This window comes from Georgenia thermotolerans (assembly GCF_009193185.1).
Lineage (GTDB): Bacteria > Actinomycetota > Actinomycetes > Actinomycetales > Actinomycetaceae > Georgenia > Georgenia thermotolerans.
In genome coordinates this window covers 12,431-27,998 of record NZ_VUKF01000025.1, presented here as the reverse complement: position 1 = coordinate 27,998, position 15,568 = coordinate 12,431, and the positions used below count along the sequence as shown (strand labels likewise).

Genomic DNA, 15,568 nt, shown 5'->3' with positions numbered 1-15,568 from the left:
GGTGCATTCGACCCCGCGGGGTCGTCGGCCGGTGTTTCCGGCCTCAGCAAGGAGGTGTGCATAGCAATCCAATCGATGATCGGCGATCATTGACGAGTGGAACCGATGACGGTGATCGAGTTCGCCCGCCGGGCGGCGGGCTTGTCGCAGCGTCGGTTGGCCGAGTTGGCGAGGACCCAGCAGTCGTCGGTCTCGGAGTACGAGTCGCGCCGCAAGTCACCGACACTGGAGGTCGTCGAGCGGTTGCTCGATGCGGCTGACGCGGAGCTCGCGGTGAAGCGTCGGGTCGAGTTCGTCTATGTGGAGGACCCCGCGCTCGGGTCGTTTCCGGTGCCGAACCGGCTGTGGCAGGTCCCGGTGCCTTTGTGCTTCTCGCGCGTCCAGGTCTTCCCCTTCGGGGCATACGCCGACGGCAAGGAGATCTGGGACCTCTCGGATCCGAGTGAGCGGGCCGAGTTCTACGAACTGGTGTTGTGCCGCGGCCTCGACGACATGCTCCTCGAGACTGTCGACGCCGCCCTGCTGGTCGAGGCCTGGCCCAACATGGACCTTCCTGACTCGGTCCGCGCGGCCTGGCAGCCGTTGATCGATGAGGCCAACGGTGGCGCCTCCCGGGACGATCCGCCGCGCGACCCCGCAGGGATCAACGCGCGGATGGCAGCGGACATCGGCATGGTCTGGCCACGAAGGGCCAAGGGAGGGCGGCGCCGTCCTGTCACAGCCTGAGGCTGCGGTCGCCGGCCGCCCGGACCGGCCGATGCCGGCGCTGAGGGCCGTAGCGGTCGATCGCGCCGATTGCCTGGCGTCGGGCGTGCGCTGGCCCGAGGTCGGCGCGGTCGCGGCTGAAGATCTCGATCCATCGGTTGCGGGCCTCGTCGACGTTGGCAGCGACAAGGTGCGCGACGTTGGTCTGTCGGCCGCGGGTCATGGCGACGTACGCCGACGCGGCACCGGTGTGTTCACCGATGGCGACGTGAGCCTTCGTGACGGTGCTTCCCTGGGCGCCGTGGACGGTGGTGGCGTAGGCGAGCTCGACGAACCGGGTCGCATAGTCGGACGGGATCTCTCGATCCCGGCCCCGCCCGCGCAGAAGGAGGCTGCCATCCTTGCCGATCCCGGTGACGGTCCAAGTCTGGCGGTTCGTGACCTGCAGGTCGGGATCGTTGCGTCGGGTCGCGACTCGGTCCCCGATCCCGATCCGATCGCCGGCAGCAGTGGTGATGGCAGAGCGGGCCCTGTCGTCGCCGTAGCGGTCGCGGATGGCGGCGTTGAGCTCGGCGACCTGTTCGCGGGTGTCGGCGATGACGAGGTCCCCGCTGGTGCCGGCGTCGGAGAGGGCGGCGGTGCGTTCGGCCTCGGAGGGGTGAATCACGATGTGTCCGCGGCGGTGGAGGGCGTCGAACACGCCGCCGGCGTCGTCGCCGTTACGCATCCACAGGCTGAGCGCGGCGTAGTCGGGGTCGGTGAATCGGTGGACCTTCTCCAAGGTGGCGACGGCGGCTGGGTGCGCCCACGCCACCGCGTGGTCGAAGACGCCGCCCCGCCCGACGGCCGGAAGCTGGTGCCGGTCTCCGACGAACGCCACCCGTGCGCCGGTCTCGTCGGCGATGGTGAGCAGCGCTCGGGCGGTGTCCTGGTCGAGCATCCCGGCCTCGTCGATGAGCAGCAGGTCCCCGGCCCGGAGCCGTGCGCTGGGATCGGGGGCTGCGTCCGGCTGCCGGGCCCAGTGTCCGTCGGCGTCCCAGCGCCATCCGTGCTGGTGGATCAGCCAGGCAGCGGAGTGACCGTCGGCGCCGGTTTCTGCTGCGGCGACCTCGGCCGCCTTCAACGTCGGCGTCACCACCATCAGCCGATGTCCCCTCAGGGACAGCAGTTCCCGAGTGCACCGAAGCGTGGTGGTCTTCCCGGCACCCGCGGCACCTTCGACCACCACGAGGGGTCCGTCGCCGGCCAGGGCACCGGCCACGGCGGCTTGGGCCGGGTCGATCCGGACCAGGCCGCGCCCGCCCATGCGCACCTTGCGGGCGGGCTGGGCCGCCCGGCGTGCGAGCCGAGCGACGATCTCCGCCTCGACCTCGAGAACCCGCGGTGAGCTGAACGACCGGATATGCTCGGGCACGTCGGTCCGGGTGAGCAACCTGACGCACCGGTTCGTGGCCCGGGCCGTGATGTCCTCGGCGAGCTCGGCTCGCGCGGCCGGGTCGGCGAGGAGGCAGGTCTGTGCGAGGAGGACCTCGGTCTTCCCGCGGATGTCGGCGGTGTTCCATGCCGACCTCTTCGCCCCGAGGATGGCGACGACGAGGTCGGCTGCGGCATCGCGGTCGATCCAGCCTGGGCGTGTCCCCGCCAGGGGAACAGGTTCGGTCGGGTCGCGGTAGCCCAGCTCGCGCAGCTCGCCGTTCCAGCGTGCCACGAGGTCCCGGCCGTCCGTCGGGACGACCTTGTCTGGGCGGGCTTGTGTCCACGCCCGCCGGCCCCACGCCTCTCGCAGCCGGGGACCCGGCTCCTCGCCGGGGTGCTTGCTGCGCCACTCACCTTCGTAGCGGTTGACGTTGCGACGGATCTGCGCGGTCCGGGCGCTGAAGGCCCCAACGTACGGGATCAGCTGGCGAATCTCGCTCGTTCCCGGATCGAGCGTCAACCCGTGCGCCGCGAGCACCGCCCGGAACCGCGGGTCGGTCGCGACCGCGACATGACCAATGCCGTTGATCGCCTCGATACTGTCGCGGATTCCTACAGAATGGATACCGCGCCAGGCGCCGGCCGCGTAGACGCGGGCATTGAGCTGCAGATGAAGATGCCGGTGCGGATCACCTGCACGAGAGGTGTAGTGCCGGATGGCCGCGGCCTCGATTCTCTCGACCGGTACCTGCACCTGCCCTCCACGCGGCCCGACGCGCGTCGTCGCATGCTGGGCGACCCAGCCGACGATCTCGGTGGCGGCTCGGTCCTGGGCTTGGTCCAGCGCGGCAGAGACCTCCGGATAATGCGCGGCGGCGAGCGACCAAGTCTTGGGGCCGTTGACGGTGACCTCGACGAATCGCAGCGCGTTAGCGTCCTTGCGGATCCAGCCCTTCGGCCGGCCCGTGTCGATGTCGATGCCGGCGACCCACTGCTCATAGGTGTCGCCGTCCATTGACCCCGCGCGCTCGACGCTCTCCGGTGTCGCGGTGAGTCGCCCGGCGACGCCGGTTCCCTCACCGAGGTAATAGTCGTCAGCTCGGGACCGATCGCGCTCGACGTAGGCCCGGGCGGCCTTCGCCGCGCCGCGGTAGAACTTCACCCCACCATGCACCCGGACCACCGCCCCCACGACGTCCGTCGATAACCAACGGACCCCTAAAAATGCCGCGTGGGCCGCCCGATCCCGGGCGGCCCATCCACGTCCTTCGTAGCATGCGTGCCGCTTGATAGGGAGGGCGTGAGAGGGGCCGGGAGGTAATAGGTGGGAGCAGATTCTGGCGGCAGTGGAATGTCAACGATTTCCAGCGACGGGTGCGCAACGGAGTGGGGAAGGGGGGCTCTCCGGGGGTGGCCACGTCGTTATTGCTCGGCGCGCCGTTGAGGTGCGGCCGAGGTGGGCGGGCTCGGCCTGGGTGATCGGCACGCCGGGCCGAGGGAGGTGATCGGCGGGCTGACCCTCGTCCGGCCCGGCTCCCGGAAGGCGGGAACTAAGCGAAGTGGCTATGTCAAGGCGAGCGAAAGTACTGTCAGGCACCCTTCAGGCGATCGACGCGCCAACCCCCGGCTATACCCTCAATCGCGAAGTGCCGCATTACCGTTTATCCATGGGGTTGCAGAAGCAATTGCTCGAGTCGGCGTGGGACTGGCTGAAGGATTCACTGGCTGATCTCGACGGTGATGTGGTCCTGACCAGTCCGTACCTAACCTTCGAGGTCTGCAACCGCCTTGCACAGACTGCTCACGCCACCTCCGTGTCATGGCTTCTTGCGACGAGTCTGGACCCGAGCGCCGTCGCCAACGGGTACCTATCAGTGCAGGGGCTGCGCCGCATGCTCGATTCCGGTTTCGAAGTACGTCACGTCGAACGGCTGCACGCCAAGTGCTTCGTGCTCGGCAGCAGAGGCATGCTCGGATCCGCCAATCTCACCGGGGCCGGTCTGGGCAGCTCTGCCGGGGCGAACCGCGAACTGGGGGTCGAGCTCGATCCAGCCCAGGCCGAACAAGCACGAGCGGTGATCCTCGCTTGGCCCGCTCGGGTTATCGGGCATCGTGACCTCGATGAGCTGTTGGAGGAGTCGCGCCGCCTGACCAGGACCTCCGTGCGAGGGCAGGAGCACGAACTCGATGCCGCCTCGGCGCTGAAACTGGCTGAAGAGCTCCTTGCCGACGCGCGCGACCCCCAGCGGTCCCTGTGGCTCAAGCTCGAGTACGGCGAGCCCGGGCTCGACGGCTGGCGACAGGAGTCGTGGATCGCCAGCCCGAAGAAGGGCAAGCCAGGTTTTCGTCCCGGCGACCTCGTCATCATCTGCGCGAAGGCCACCTACGACTGTTACGCAGTCGTGGAAGTGATCTCCGATCCAGAATTCCAGCCGCAGGACTACGCCGAGTGGGCGGCCGGATACACGCCGGACGCACTGGCCCGCTGGCCGTGGATCAACCGCACTGCGCCGCGCTTAGTCCCTTCCACGCTCATGGAGCTCAAGCTCGAAGAGTTGGGGATTCGGGGCCAAGGGCTCCAGAACGGCCACGTCAGCCTAAAGTTTGATCAATTCACGGCAGGGGTGCGCGCCCTCGCGCGCCTCGCATCGAACTGACCGCGGTTCAATTCGCACGGCTTGTCGGTGGGCGGCGTAGGAACCTCCACCTTCGGAATGCCTGCCTCCCCATCCACCCAACGACGCGCCCACCCCGCTACACCCTCAACTGCGAATAGCCCGATTGGGGCCGCTCGTAGTCGCCGGGGTTTCCCACTCCTGACCAGGACTTCTCTTTTGCTGTGCCGGCCGTGCCGCGCCGCTCCCAGGGAGCGCTCACAGGCAGGTGCCGGCAGTCGGGAGTCATTCCGGCGTGCCGGAGTCCTCCGCCGTGTCGATCAGGGCCGCGAACTCGGTGTTGCTGAGAACCCGAAGCCCGAACTCTTCAGCCTTGGCGCGTACCGCGTTGTCGGCGGTCACCACGGCCCATTCCTGGGGGTTGAGGTACTGCCTCTCGCGGTCCCGGCCGTCCAGTGCACACGCGACGACCAGGGGGTCCGCGCCGCCGCGGTTGGCGTACAGGTCGACGAGCCTCGTGTCGTCCATCGGCACCGTCGCCATGACCCGGGTCAGCCATTGCAGCACCGAGGGCGTGGTCGGGTGTTCGAGCCCTTGCAGCGCTTGGAGATCGTGGAACTGGTCGGCCTCGTGCAGGACCTCGCTCGGGATTCTCGCCTTCTCCAGAAAGAACGTGCCGGCGCGCCGCCGCCGTCCCAGCTGGCTGAGAGTGTTGGTGTCGACGACGTACACGGTCCCGAAGTCGGTCAACCCACCGCCCTCCTCAGGTCGCTTATCTGGTCCTGTCCGAGCTTGTTCAGGCACACCGCGCGGCAGAACTCTTTCGGGGTCATGCCGCCGGAGTCCATGACGTCGAGCATCCTGCGGGACAGCTCCCGGCCGGCGTACTTGCGCACGGCGTTCTCCGGCCTGATCGGGGTCATGCCCTTCCTCTCGGGGCGTCCGCAGAACTCCTCGCGGAGCTGGTCCAGGTGGGCGCGCGCTGTCTCCCCGCTGATCTGCCCCAGCCGCATCGCCCGGACGGTCACAGCGCTCGGGGTGACCTTGAACTCGTCGGCCGCGCTCTTCATGTCGTCGAGCGACGCAGGGCCCAGTGCCCGCATCCGCTCCGTGGGCATGAGCATCGCCCCCGCAACGTCGTATTCGCGTCCGAAATCGGTTCCTGTGCTCTGGCCGTCCCAGGTGACGGGTTTGAAGATCCTGCGCGCCACGAGCACGGACATCAGGGCCAGGGTAAAAAGCGTGCGCCCAACCGGTTCCTGGTGGTCGCCGTGGTCGCCGCCCGCCAGGAACACGAAGGGCACCTTTGAGTCCCGGACGGTCATCCCGCTGAAGCTCACATGGGTCAGGCGCTGCGGCATGTAGTGCTGCACGCTCCGGGCCACTAGGACCTGGTTGGCCTCCAACCGCTCGATCATCAGCTCCAGCGCCACCTCCTTCTTCCGGCACGAGCGCAGATCCGCGTGGGTCAGTCCGATAGCGGACATGAGCCGGGCCGCATCCGCCTCGGGCGACGCGCCGGGCTTGCGCAGCACACCGACGATCTTGTTCCTCGCGAGCGAGCCGTCGTGCCGCTTGAGCAGCTCCTGCTTGCGGATCAGGTCCTTGACGATTAGCTCCACGTCCCGGAGCTCCACCTTCTCGCGGGTGCCGATCTGGAACGTGTCCCTGCTGACCCCCGCCAGCAGTTTCCGGGTCTTGGCCGCCACCTGGGCCTCGACGAGCCGGAGCGGCGCGAAGAACAACGGGTACGGGATGTCGCCCTTGCGCGCTAGCCGGACCAGGGCGGGAAAGGGAATCGAGCCCGCAGCGAGCGCCTTCTCGTAGTCGACGTACGTCCCTGCGACCGAGTTATCGAGCAGCGTCCTGAACACCGCTTCGTCGATGGGGACGGAATCGCCCTCCAGGAGAACGTCAATGGTCATCCCGCGTATCCGATCTTTATGAACCAAGCGTACCGAATAGGGAGCCTTTCACCGGACAGTTTTGCGGGCGTGTCATATGGGACAGGTGGGCACCACGTGATCCCGCGGACGGCCAGGCGTCCGCAAGGTGTCCCCTAAGCATCGATGCCACGCCGAGCGAGCCAGCGCTTCGAGCTCGGCGCGCCAGCCGGCCTCGTCCCGCACGTGTGCCGGGCGCCTAGCAGTCCGCAAACAGTCCGCAAGAAGATCCGCGGAGCCCGATGACAACCAACCAGACCCAACGGTCTGATAGTGACGTTCGCCCAGGTCAGGGCATGTTTCCGTCGTCTACCGACGAGGACCGCAATCAGTCAGAAACCGGCGGAATCGTTCCGCTTCAACGTCTGAATCGCCTCATTTCCGCAGACGGGGTAACGGGACTGGCAGTCCGACAGGAATCCCGTCGGGCGCAACAGCCGGTAGGGACTCCCCGACACGACGCGCTGCCCCAGGTGTCGGATGCGGTCTCGGGCGGCGGGAACGGTGAGGCGGCTGTGCGGAGCTTCGCTCGTCTAGCCATGTACCGACGGGCTAGGTCGAGGACGGCGTGGGTGAGTACCGGCGAGGTACGCTGGGCTTTCCGGGTCAGCAAACCCCGTGACGACCTGACTTGGACGCCCCCATGACTGAGTCGCCGGTTGGCCGTACGAAGTCCGCACATGGAGTGAGCCGGTACGGATGGAGTCCTGCCGATCCGCCCGAGCGGCCGGCGCTGTTCATCAACCCACGATCGGGCAACGGTGCGGCCACGCGGGCGGGGCTCGCCCAGAAGGCCCGTGACCGTGGGATCGACGTCGTCGTCCTCGAGGCGGGCCACGACCTGTCACAACACGTGCACGATGCCGTGACAGCGGGCGCGGACGCGCTCGGGATGGCGGGTGGGGACGGATCTCTCGCCGTGGTGGCCACGGCCGCCGCGAAGCACGGCCTCCCCTTCATCTGTATCCCCGCCGGCACACGCAATCATTTCGCGGCCGACCTGGGTGTGGATCGGCGCGACCTGGACGGCGCCTTGGACGCGTTCAACGGCGTCGAGCGCCGGATCGACCTGGCCGAGGTCAACGGCCGCACCTTCCTGAACAACGTCTCCCTGGGCATCTACGGCGAGGCGGTCAGCCAGTCGACCTATCGCGACGCCAAGGTGCGCACCCTGGCGCAGGTCGCCCAGGCGGTGCTGTCTCCCATGGGAGGGGCATCCACGCTGCGTCTGACCGACGATGCCGGACGCGAGCACGCACAGCTCGCCGTCGTGCTCGTGTCGAACAACCCCTACGCGCTCGACCCGCCCGTCCCCGGGGGGCGCGCGTCGCTCGACAGTGGTCTGCTGGGCATCCTCATCCTCGATGCGCCAGACCGTGGCCCCGGTCGGGGCCGCGCCTGGACCGCCCCGGAGTTCGAGATCCTCGCCGGCACCACGGTGGACGCGGGTGTCGACGGGGAGGCGGTGGCGCTGAGCTCACCGCTCCGGTTCGCCATGCGCCCACGGGCGCTCCGGGTGCGCATCTCGCCGCGCCATCCGGGTGCCTCGCCCGCGGCACGCCGGCGGATGGCGACGCCGGGGCGGAGGCTGCCCACCGTCCGCCGTGGGTCAGGGTAGGTGGCCGCGCACCGGCTGCTCTCGTGGCGACAGCCGGTCCTGGAGCGCGGCCGTCACGACGGCGGCCGTCCCGGCCCCGATGAGCGAGCCCAGCACGACGTCGCTCGGGTAGTGCACGCCGGTGTGGACCCGGGAATACGCAACCGCGGCCGCCAACAAGCCGACCGGCAGCGCAAGCATCGAGTAGCGGCGGCTCACCGCATACGCGAAGGCGAAGGCCGACGCGGAGTGGCCGGACGGAAACGAGGTGGACGTCGGCGTGGGCACCATCCGCGCCGGGCGCCGCGCAGACGCCGAGCGCTCTGGACGCCGCCGACGGACGACCGGCTTGATGCCGAGGTTGACGGCCGCGGAGGTGGCGGCGATGGACAGCACGCCCTCCAACGCGGCCAACCGACCGCGTCTGCCCCCCAGCATGGCGATCGCCCCCGCCATACCGAGCCACAGCCGCGAGTGGTTCGCGGCCGTCGAGAGCAGGCGGAAGACGTCGTCCAGGTGAGGCGTGGGCGTCACCGCCACGGCGTGATACACCGCGCGGTCGAGCGCCCCAAGCTCGCGCAGCGCGTGCGGCATCGGGCGCCGCCCTCCCCGCCCCGCGTGCGATCCCGGCGCGACAGCCGTGGCCGTCCGGTGCTCGTCGACCCGCCGGGACATGGTTGCGATGGTACGGCGGGCACCGTCTCGACAGGGCCGGCCGTAACTCATCGACTTGTGCCACCAGTGTGTGCTGCTGCCCACGCCCCGTGGCAGCGGTGCGTGCGCCCAGGCCACACACCACATTCAGAACACGGCGCCTGGGCCACTCAGGGTCAGCGCGATCGCGACGCCGGCGATGTTTCCCGTTCCCACCCGCGAGGCCCGGCCCTACGCAGAACGCCTGAAAGGAGGAGACGCCCTCGCCGCCGCCTTCCCGGGACCCACGCAGCTGCCGCACCAGTCGACCAAACATCCGGACTGCACGAACTTGGTCCGGAAAGTCAAGTAGAACCCCGCGCCCAGGAGCAACCAGATCAGCAGGAAGCTCCACGGGAAGTTGCTGATCGGGTCGATGAACTGCTGTTGGACGAAGTCCACTGCCCACCTCCGTTAGCCTGGGTGCCCTGGCACTCAGACCCACAGTTGGGGCTGCTTCCGACCGCTTCCCGCTGGTGGAGGTGCAGATGACCGGCAGTCCTGTCAGCGACTTTCTCAGTCGCCTCCATGCGCAGATCGTCCCTCAAACCGGTGGCGATGTCGCCACCTACATCCCGGAGCTCGCGCAGGTCGATCCGGACAAGTTCGGGCTTGCCGTGGCTGCGCTCGACGGGGTCGTCTACACAGCCGGGGACGCGGAGCAGCCGTTCACCATCCAGTCGGTGTCCAAGCCGTTTGTGATGGCTCTGGCCATCCAGGACCGTGGCCTGGAGGGACTGTTGTCTGTCGTTGGCGTGGAGCCGACGGGCGATCCGTTCAATGCGGTGACCCTCGAGGAGGACACGGGACGTCCGTTCAATCCGATGGTCAATGCCGGCGCGATCGTCACCTCGGCGCTGGTTGCCGGCGACGACCCGCAGCAGGGGTGGCAACGCATCCTCTCTGGTCTCGCTGCCTTCGCCGGACGGCCCCTCGGTATCGACGAGCGGGTGCTGCGCTCCGAGCTCGAGACCGCGGACCGTAACCGCGCCATCGCGTACCTGATGCGCTCGATGGGGGCCTTGCGGCTCGGAGTCGAGGAAGCGCTCGGGGTCTACTGCCGCCAGTGTTCCACCCTCGTCACGGCGCGCGATCTGGCCGTCATGGCGGCCACGCTGGCTCACGGGGGGCGCAACCCCGTCACCGGTGAACAGGTGGTGCGACCCGAGGTGGTCACTTATGTGCTCTCCGTCATGCTGACCTGCGGGCTGTATGACTTCTCGGGGGAGTGGATGTTCCGCACCGGGATGCCGGCCAAGTGTGGCGTCGGTGGCGGCATCAGCGTCGTGCTGCCGGGCCAGTTGGGCATCGGAACCTTCAGCCCCCGGCTGGACCGGCAGGGCAACAGCGTCCGCGGGGTCGCCGCGTGCGAGGTGCTTTCCCGGCGGCTCGACCTGCATGTGATGCGCCCGCGGGCCGACGCCACGCCCGCGGTCCACCGCCACCTACACGGCAGCCAGGTGCGGTCGCGGCGCGGCAGGCCAGCGCGCGAACGGGCGGTGCTGGATGCGGCGCGGGCCATCGCCGTCATCGAGCTGCAAGGCGTCCTGGCCTTCAAGGAGGCCGAGTTCACCTCCCGGCTGATGGCCGATCAGACATGCCGGTGGCTCGTGCTCGACGCCGCCCGCGTTGACTTGGTCGATCCGGTCGCCCGACGCCTCCTGGACGCCACCATCCGGAAGCTTGACGTGGATGGTGCGACGGTGCTCCTGTCTGGGCCGTGGCCACCTACCTTGACGGCCGGGAGGACCCACTTCATGAGTGCCTCGGATGCCGTGGAGGCCTGCGAAGACACGCTGGTGCTCGAGGCGGGCCTGCCCGGCCCCCGGGAAGCCGTCCCGCTCACCTCAAACGACCTGTGTGCGGGGATGTCCGGCGAAGACGTGGCGCTGATCGAGTCACTCGGCGAAACCTTGGACTTCGATCGAGGCGATGTCATCGAACGCTCCGGCACCGAGGGGTACGCGTTGATCTTCGTCATCCGAGGGGTGATCGCCATGCAGTCCGCGGCCGATCAGAAGCCAAGCACCGCTTCCCTCGGCGATGCGTTGAAACTGACTTCGCGCTCCGCCGGCACCGCAGTGTCCTCACTCGCATTCGGGACGACGAACGCTCTTCCCCGCCTCGTTGCACAGACGCCCGCCACGGTCACCGCGCTCACCGGTGAAGCACTGCAGACGGTAGAGACCGAGCACCCCACCGTGGCGGTCAGGCTCTATCGAAACGCGGCAGTTGCCGTGGCCGCCGAGTACCGATGGTCGGCGGCCGAGAACGTCGCCATGTCGCGCTGACCGACGCCGCGCCGGCGGGGACCTTCCAGGCGGGCGACCCACGGTGACCTTGCGCCGGCTCCGTCTGATGTGTCATCGGGCAAAGCGGTCCGAGTTGTATCCCTGAATTGCCGCCCCAGTCGGGCCGCCCGAACGCCGACCGGGTCGGCAACGAACCGGTCGCGGCCATATCCGTGGCCGTTGGGACGACCGATTCATGAGCGCCGAGCGCCGCGGCCGGGCCGCAGCTGTGGGCTAGGGAAGAGGGCTGTCCAGCCTGTCCGATCACCACCGGTTTCACCCACGCAGGGTGAAGCCGGACGACGGCCGCGCCGCGAGGCTCGGATTGCAGTCCCACCCACGGGTAAAGGAGGAGCCATGAGCCAGAGCGACCCCAAGGACAACCTCAGCAGTGTCGCTGAGGGGGACCACCCGGTACTCGAGACCGTGTTTGCGATCAACATCGATGCCCTTGAACGTTCCGGCCTGGACCAAGACACATATCTCCTCGTGCGCCTGGCCGCTCTCGTCGCCCTGGACGCGCCCCCGGTGTCCTATGCGGTGACCCTCGGCGCCGCCGTCGACTCCGGTGTGACCGCTGAGAAGGCGCAGGCAGTGCTTGTCGCCATCGCGCCGCTGGTCGGCACGCCGCGGATCACCGCTGCCGCCGGCAACATGCTGCGCGTCCTGGGTGGCATGGAGGCACTGGCCGAGTCCGAGCCCGAGTAGCCCCAGCAGTCGATCAACTTGTGCCCTGACGGCAGGGAGCCTGTTTCGCCACGGTGGCGGCCATCGGTCTGGGAAATGCTCGCCCACCTGCAGCCCACCTACCCCTCAATGGGGATGAGCCGCTGCAAGGGCGATACTCGGGCACGTCGGGGGTTGCAGGTGCTCCCTTTCCGCGCCAAGCGAAGGTCCGTGAGCGCCGCACCCGGATAGCGTTCGCCGATGGAGACGCTCAAGGACGACCTCGGCCGCTACCTCGACGGGCTCAACGACGCGCTGCTCTGGAAGCTCGACGGCCTCGGCGAGTACGACCTGCGCCGGCCCCTGACGCCGACCGGCACCAACCTCCTCGGCCTCGTCAAGCACGTGGCCGGCGTCGAGGCCGGCTACCTCGGCGAGGTCTTCGACCGACCGTTCCCCGAGAGGTACCCGTGGATGGAGGACGACGCGGAGGACAACGCCGACATGTGGGCCACGGCGGAGGAGTCGGCGGAGTGGATCACCGACCTGTTCGGCCGCGTGCGCGCCCACTGCTCCGCCACCATCGCCGCGCTCGACCTCGACGCCGAGGGCTACGTGCCGTGGTGGGGCGAGCAGAACCGGCACGTCACGCTGGGCAGGATCCTCGTCCACGTGACCACCGAGGTCGCCCGGCACGCCGGCCACGCCGACATCGTGCGGGAGAAGATCGACGGCGCCTCCGGCCTCCGGCCGTCCGCCATGAACCTGCCCACGGGCGACGGCGAGTGGTGGGGCCGGTACACCGACCGTCTCGAACGGGTGGCCCGCGAGGTTGCCGCCCCGACCCGATAGGTCGTCGACACGTAGCAGCCCTTCAGCGGCTGGGGGACGGGACACCGCCGCGGGGCCAACGCCCTTCCTGGGCACCCCCAAAATCCCTTGTCGTCGTGACGGCGCCACTTCTAGCGTGCGCGCATGCCTCGACTCCTGGCGGTGACGTACGACGCGCACGACCCGGCCCGGGTGGCGCGGTTCTGGGCCGGGCTCCTCGGCCGGGAGGTTGTCGAGGACGCCGGGGACGCCGTCCTGGCCGGCGACGAGACGCAGCTCGGCCTGCGGTTCGTGCCGAACCTCGCGCCGAGGGTGGGACGCGACCGCATGCACCTCCACCTGACCAGCGCCAGCCTCGACGCCCAGCGGCAGACCGTGGCGACCGCGCTCGGGCTTGGCGCCGATCACCTCGACGTGGGCCAGCGTCTCGAGGAGGGACACGTCGTCCTGGCCGACCCCGAGGGGAACGAGTTCTGCGTGATCGAGCCGGGCAACTCCTTCCTCGCCGGGTGCGGCTTCCTCGGGGAGATCGCCTGCGACGGCACCCGGGAGGTCGGCCTCTTCTGGAGCACGGCGCTGGGCTGGCCCGTGGTGTGGGACCAGGACGGGGAGACGGCGATCCAGTCGCCGCACGGCGGCACCAAGGTCGCGTGGGGAGGGCCGCCCGTCGCCCCGCACCTGCGGCGGAACCGGCAGCGCTTCGCCGTCGCCCTAGCCGGTGGCGAACTGGGTCCGGAGATCGACCGTTTGGTCGGCCTCGGGGCCACCCGGCTCGAAGGCGACGGGGACGACGACGTGGTGGCGCTGGCCGACCCGGACGGCAACGAGTTCGAGCTGCACGCCGGCTAACTCCGGCGCCCCGTGGGGTGGGCCCTCTGCTGATGGGCGGGCCCTGCGCCGGGCCCGCCCTCGAGAGCCGATCAGGAGCTGGACCCGAACACGGCCGACCACAGGTCGTTCTCGGCGTAGAGGTCGTCGACCTCGGCGAGCTCGACGTCGGCCAGCTCGGGGGAGCCGTCGGCACGGTCGGCGACCCACCACTCCGCTCCCGCAAGGCCGGCCGAGGCGTAGGCGCGGGTGCCCGGCTCCTGCCGCGCGTACGAGGGTCGCGGCTGGGCGACGACCTCGCCGTGCGCCGGCTCCCACAGCCGGACCGACCCGTCGTCGTCTGTGCCGAGCACCACCGCGTCGAACCACCGCCACACCACGGCCTCGGCGCCGTCCGGCCCGGTGGCCACCGCGACGAGATGGCCTGGAGACACCCGCTCGACGCGCGGGGAGGGGAACATCGGGGCGAACCCCACCGAACGAAGTACGCCCTGGCCATAGACGTCACAGGCGTGTTCGCGGACGCGGACCACGCGGGCAGCGCAAAGTCGGCGCGCGGCGAGGGCGGCCCTCGACTCCTGAGTCATGCGCCGAAGTCTTGCGGACACACGCCACATCGGAGACGACGTCCGTCGTGTCCGGCCCGTCGTGTCGCCACTGGCGCGGGTCTTACCGCCGCCTGAAGCGGAAAGGGATCGGGATCCCGCCGCAGCAGCACACGCCCTCAACATCTGTCGAGGCCAGCAGCGCCGCCGCCCGGTAGCACGCAAGGAAGCGCACCGCCGACGGGACCAGGGCGCGCAGCACACCCTCGCGAAGGACGGCGTCGCGCACGGCGGCCGAGCAGGACTGGCCGCCGTGCGCCACGAGGTGGGCGCACGTCCAGCCCTTCCGCGGTGAGATCCGGGCCTGGTAGAGGCGGATCGCGGCGTCGGCCGCGCGGGTCGCCGGGCGCATGCAGGCACGCTACCGGCCGACCCGCCGGGCGGCGCGGGAAACCGGCAGCTCGGGCCGACGGCGCCGCGCACGTGGCAGAGTCGGGCACGACCGCCGGGGGGCGAGCCGAGGAGGAGACATGCAGGTCGCGGTGGCGCAGATGGGCGCGACGACGGACAAGGCGGCCAACCTCACGGCCGCGACCGACCTGATCGCCCGCGCGGCCCGCGCCGGGGCCCGGTTGGTGGTGCTCCCCGAGTACGCCATGGCCTGGGACCCCCGGCCCACCCCGGAGGCGCTGGCCGCCGAGGCGGAGGGGCTCGACGGGCCCTTCGTCGCCGCGCTGGCCCGTGCGGCCCACGCGCACGGCGTCACCGTCGTCGCCGGCATGACCGAACGTCACGGCGACGGCCCGGCGCGGCCCTACAACACGGTCGTCGCCGTCAACGCCGGCGGGGAGCTCATCGGCGCCTACCGCAAGGTCCACCTATACGACGCCTTCGGCGACCGCGAGTCCGACCGGCTCGCCCCGCGCCCGCCCGAGGCGCTGGTCCTCGCGCTGGGGGACCTGCGGGTGGGCGTGATGACGTGCTACGACCTGCGCTTCCCGGAGATGGCCCGGTTCCTCGTCGACGCCGGCGCGAACGTGCTCGCGCTGCCGGCCACCTGGATCGCCGGGCCGGGCAAGCTCGACCACTGGCGCACCCTGGCCAAGGCCCGCGCCATCGAGAACACCGTGTACGTGCTCGCCGCCGGGCAGACCGGCCGGTACCGCACCGGCCACAGCCTCGTCGTCGGCCCCTCCGGGGAGGTGCTCGCGGAGGCGGGGGAGGAGCCGGGCGTCGCCGTCGCCGAGGTCTCCGGCGCCCAGGTCCAGGCCGTGCGCGAGCGCAACCCCAGCCTGGCGAACCGGCGCTTCGAGGTCCGGCCGGCCGACGCCTGACCCCGGGTGGCCGCCTAGGTCAGGTCGCGACGACGACGGCGGTACCGCCTCCCAGCGGGCCGCGCGCCCGTACCCTGGGCGCCACGGACGACCCCATCGGAGGC

At 69.9% G+C, this 15,568-nt stretch carries 15 protein-coding genes; 8 read left to right on the top strand and 7 right to left on the bottom strand.

The window, feature by feature from the left end:
* Nucleotides 1-105 precede the first annotated feature (105 nt).
* Nucleotides 106-726 (top strand): helix-turn-helix domain-containing protein, encoded by a 621-nt coding sequence (locus GD970_RS12725; protein WP_152203276.1) that lies wholly within the window; start codon nt 106-108, stop codon nt 724-726.
* Here GD970_RS12725 and mobF read toward each other — a convergent pair.
* Nucleotides 716-3,283 (bottom strand): MobF family relaxase, encoded by a 2,568-nt coding sequence (gene mobF / locus GD970_RS12720; RefSeq protein WP_211489755.1) that lies wholly within the window; start codon nt 3,281-3,283, stop codon nt 716-718. The two genes, GD970_RS12725 and mobF, sit on opposite strands and share 11 nt — an antisense overlap.
* Nucleotides 3,284-3,788: 505 nt before the next feature.
* Between mobF and GD970_RS12715 the strand changes: the two genes are divergently transcribed.
* Nucleotides 3,789-4,778 (top strand): phospholipase D-like domain-containing protein, encoded by a 990-nt coding sequence (locus GD970_RS12715; RefSeq protein WP_152203275.1) that lies wholly within the window; start codon nt 3,789-3,791, stop codon nt 4,776-4,778.
* Nucleotides 4,779-5,021: 243 nt separating this feature from the next.
* Here the strand turns inward: GD970_RS12715 and GD970_RS12710 are convergent, their stop codons facing one another.
* Together GD970_RS12710 and GD970_RS12705 are read right to left on the bottom strand one after the other, a co-directional pair.
* Nucleotides 5,022-5,486, bottom strand: coding sequence for a hypothetical protein (locus GD970_RS12710; RefSeq protein ID WP_152203274.1), 465 nt, complete (start codon nt 5,484-5,486; stop codon nt 5,022-5,024).
* The gene (locus GD970_RS12705; RefSeq protein WP_152203273.1) at nt 5,483-6,661 is read right to left on the bottom strand and encodes a hypothetical protein; all 1,179 of its coding nucleotides are present in this window, start codon (nt 6,659-6,661) and stop codon (nt 5,483-5,485) included. Before GD970_RS12705 ends, GD970_RS12710 begins: the two co-directional genes overlap by 4 nt.
* 703 nt (nt 6,662-7,364) lie before the next feature.
* Between GD970_RS12705 and GD970_RS12700 the strand changes: the two genes are divergently transcribed.
* Nucleotides 7,365-8,297: a diacylglycerol/lipid kinase family protein gene (locus GD970_RS12700; RefSeq protein WP_170297350.1), complete on the top strand. Its 933-nt coding sequence runs from the start codon at nt 7,365-7,367 to the stop codon at nt 8,295-8,297.
* Here GD970_RS12700 and GD970_RS12695 read toward each other — a convergent pair.
* The gene (locus GD970_RS12695; protein ID WP_152203271.1) at nt 8,289-8,951 is read right to left on the bottom strand and encodes a phosphatase PAP2 family protein; all 663 of its coding nucleotides are present in this window, start codon (nt 8,949-8,951) and stop codon (nt 8,289-8,291) included. The two genes, GD970_RS12700 and GD970_RS12695, sit on opposite strands and share 9 nt — an antisense overlap.
* 126 nt (nt 8,952-9,077) lie before the next feature.
* Nucleotides 9,078-9,146, bottom strand: coding sequence for an alanine:cation symporter family protein (locus GD970_RS22690; protein ID WP_211489893.1), 69 nt, complete (start codon nt 9,144-9,146; stop codon nt 9,078-9,080).
* 311 nt (nt 9,147-9,457) lie between these two features.
* On the opposite strand from GD970_RS22690, the gene glsA reads away from it, so the two are divergent.
* The 4 genes from glsA to GD970_RS12670 all read left to right on the top strand — a co-directional run bounded on the left by glsA (nt 9,458) and on the right by GD970_RS12670 (nt 13,606).
* Entirely contained in the window at nt 9,458-11,260 is a 1,803-nt protein-coding gene (gene glsA, locus GD970_RS12685) for a glutaminase A (RefSeq protein WP_152203270.1), read from the top strand.
* Between the two features lie 357 nt (nt 11,261-11,617).
* Entirely contained in the window at nt 11,618-11,968 is a 351-nt protein-coding gene (locus GD970_RS12680; RefSeq protein ID WP_152203269.1) for a carboxymuconolactone decarboxylase family protein, read from the top strand.
* A gap of 219 nt (nt 11,969-12,187) precedes the next feature.
* Nucleotides 12,188-12,778, top strand: a complete 591-nt coding sequence (locus GD970_RS12675; RefSeq protein WP_152203268.1) for a DinB family protein — start codon at nt 12,188-12,190, stop codon at nt 12,776-12,778.
* 123 nt (nt 12,779-12,901) lie between these two features.
* Nucleotides 12,902-13,606 (top strand): VOC family protein, encoded by a 705-nt coding sequence (locus GD970_RS12670; RefSeq protein ID WP_152203267.1) that lies wholly within the window; start codon nt 12,902-12,904, stop codon nt 13,604-13,606.
* A gap of 71 nt (nt 13,607-13,677) precedes the next feature.
* Here GD970_RS12670 and GD970_RS12665 read toward each other — a convergent pair whose 3' ends face one another.
* Nucleotides 13,678-14,061, bottom strand: coding sequence for a hypothetical protein (locus GD970_RS12665; RefSeq protein WP_152203266.1), 384 nt, complete (start codon nt 14,059-14,061; stop codon nt 13,678-13,680).
* A 193-nt stretch (nt 14,062-14,254) separates the two neighbouring features.
* Entirely contained in the window at nt 14,255-14,542 is a 288-nt protein-coding gene (gene yidD, locus GD970_RS12660) for a membrane protein insertion efficiency factor YidD (protein ID WP_152203265.1), read from the bottom strand.
* A gap of 118 nt (nt 14,543-14,660) precedes the next feature.
* Here yidD and GD970_RS12655 point away from each other — a divergent pair, with 118 nt between their 5' ends.
* Complete coding sequence (locus GD970_RS12655) at nt 14,661-15,464, top strand: carbon-nitrogen hydrolase family protein (RefSeq protein ID WP_152203264.1); 804 nt, start codon at nt 14,661-14,663, stop codon at nt 15,462-15,464.
* Nucleotides 15,465-15,568 lie beyond the last annotated feature (104 nt).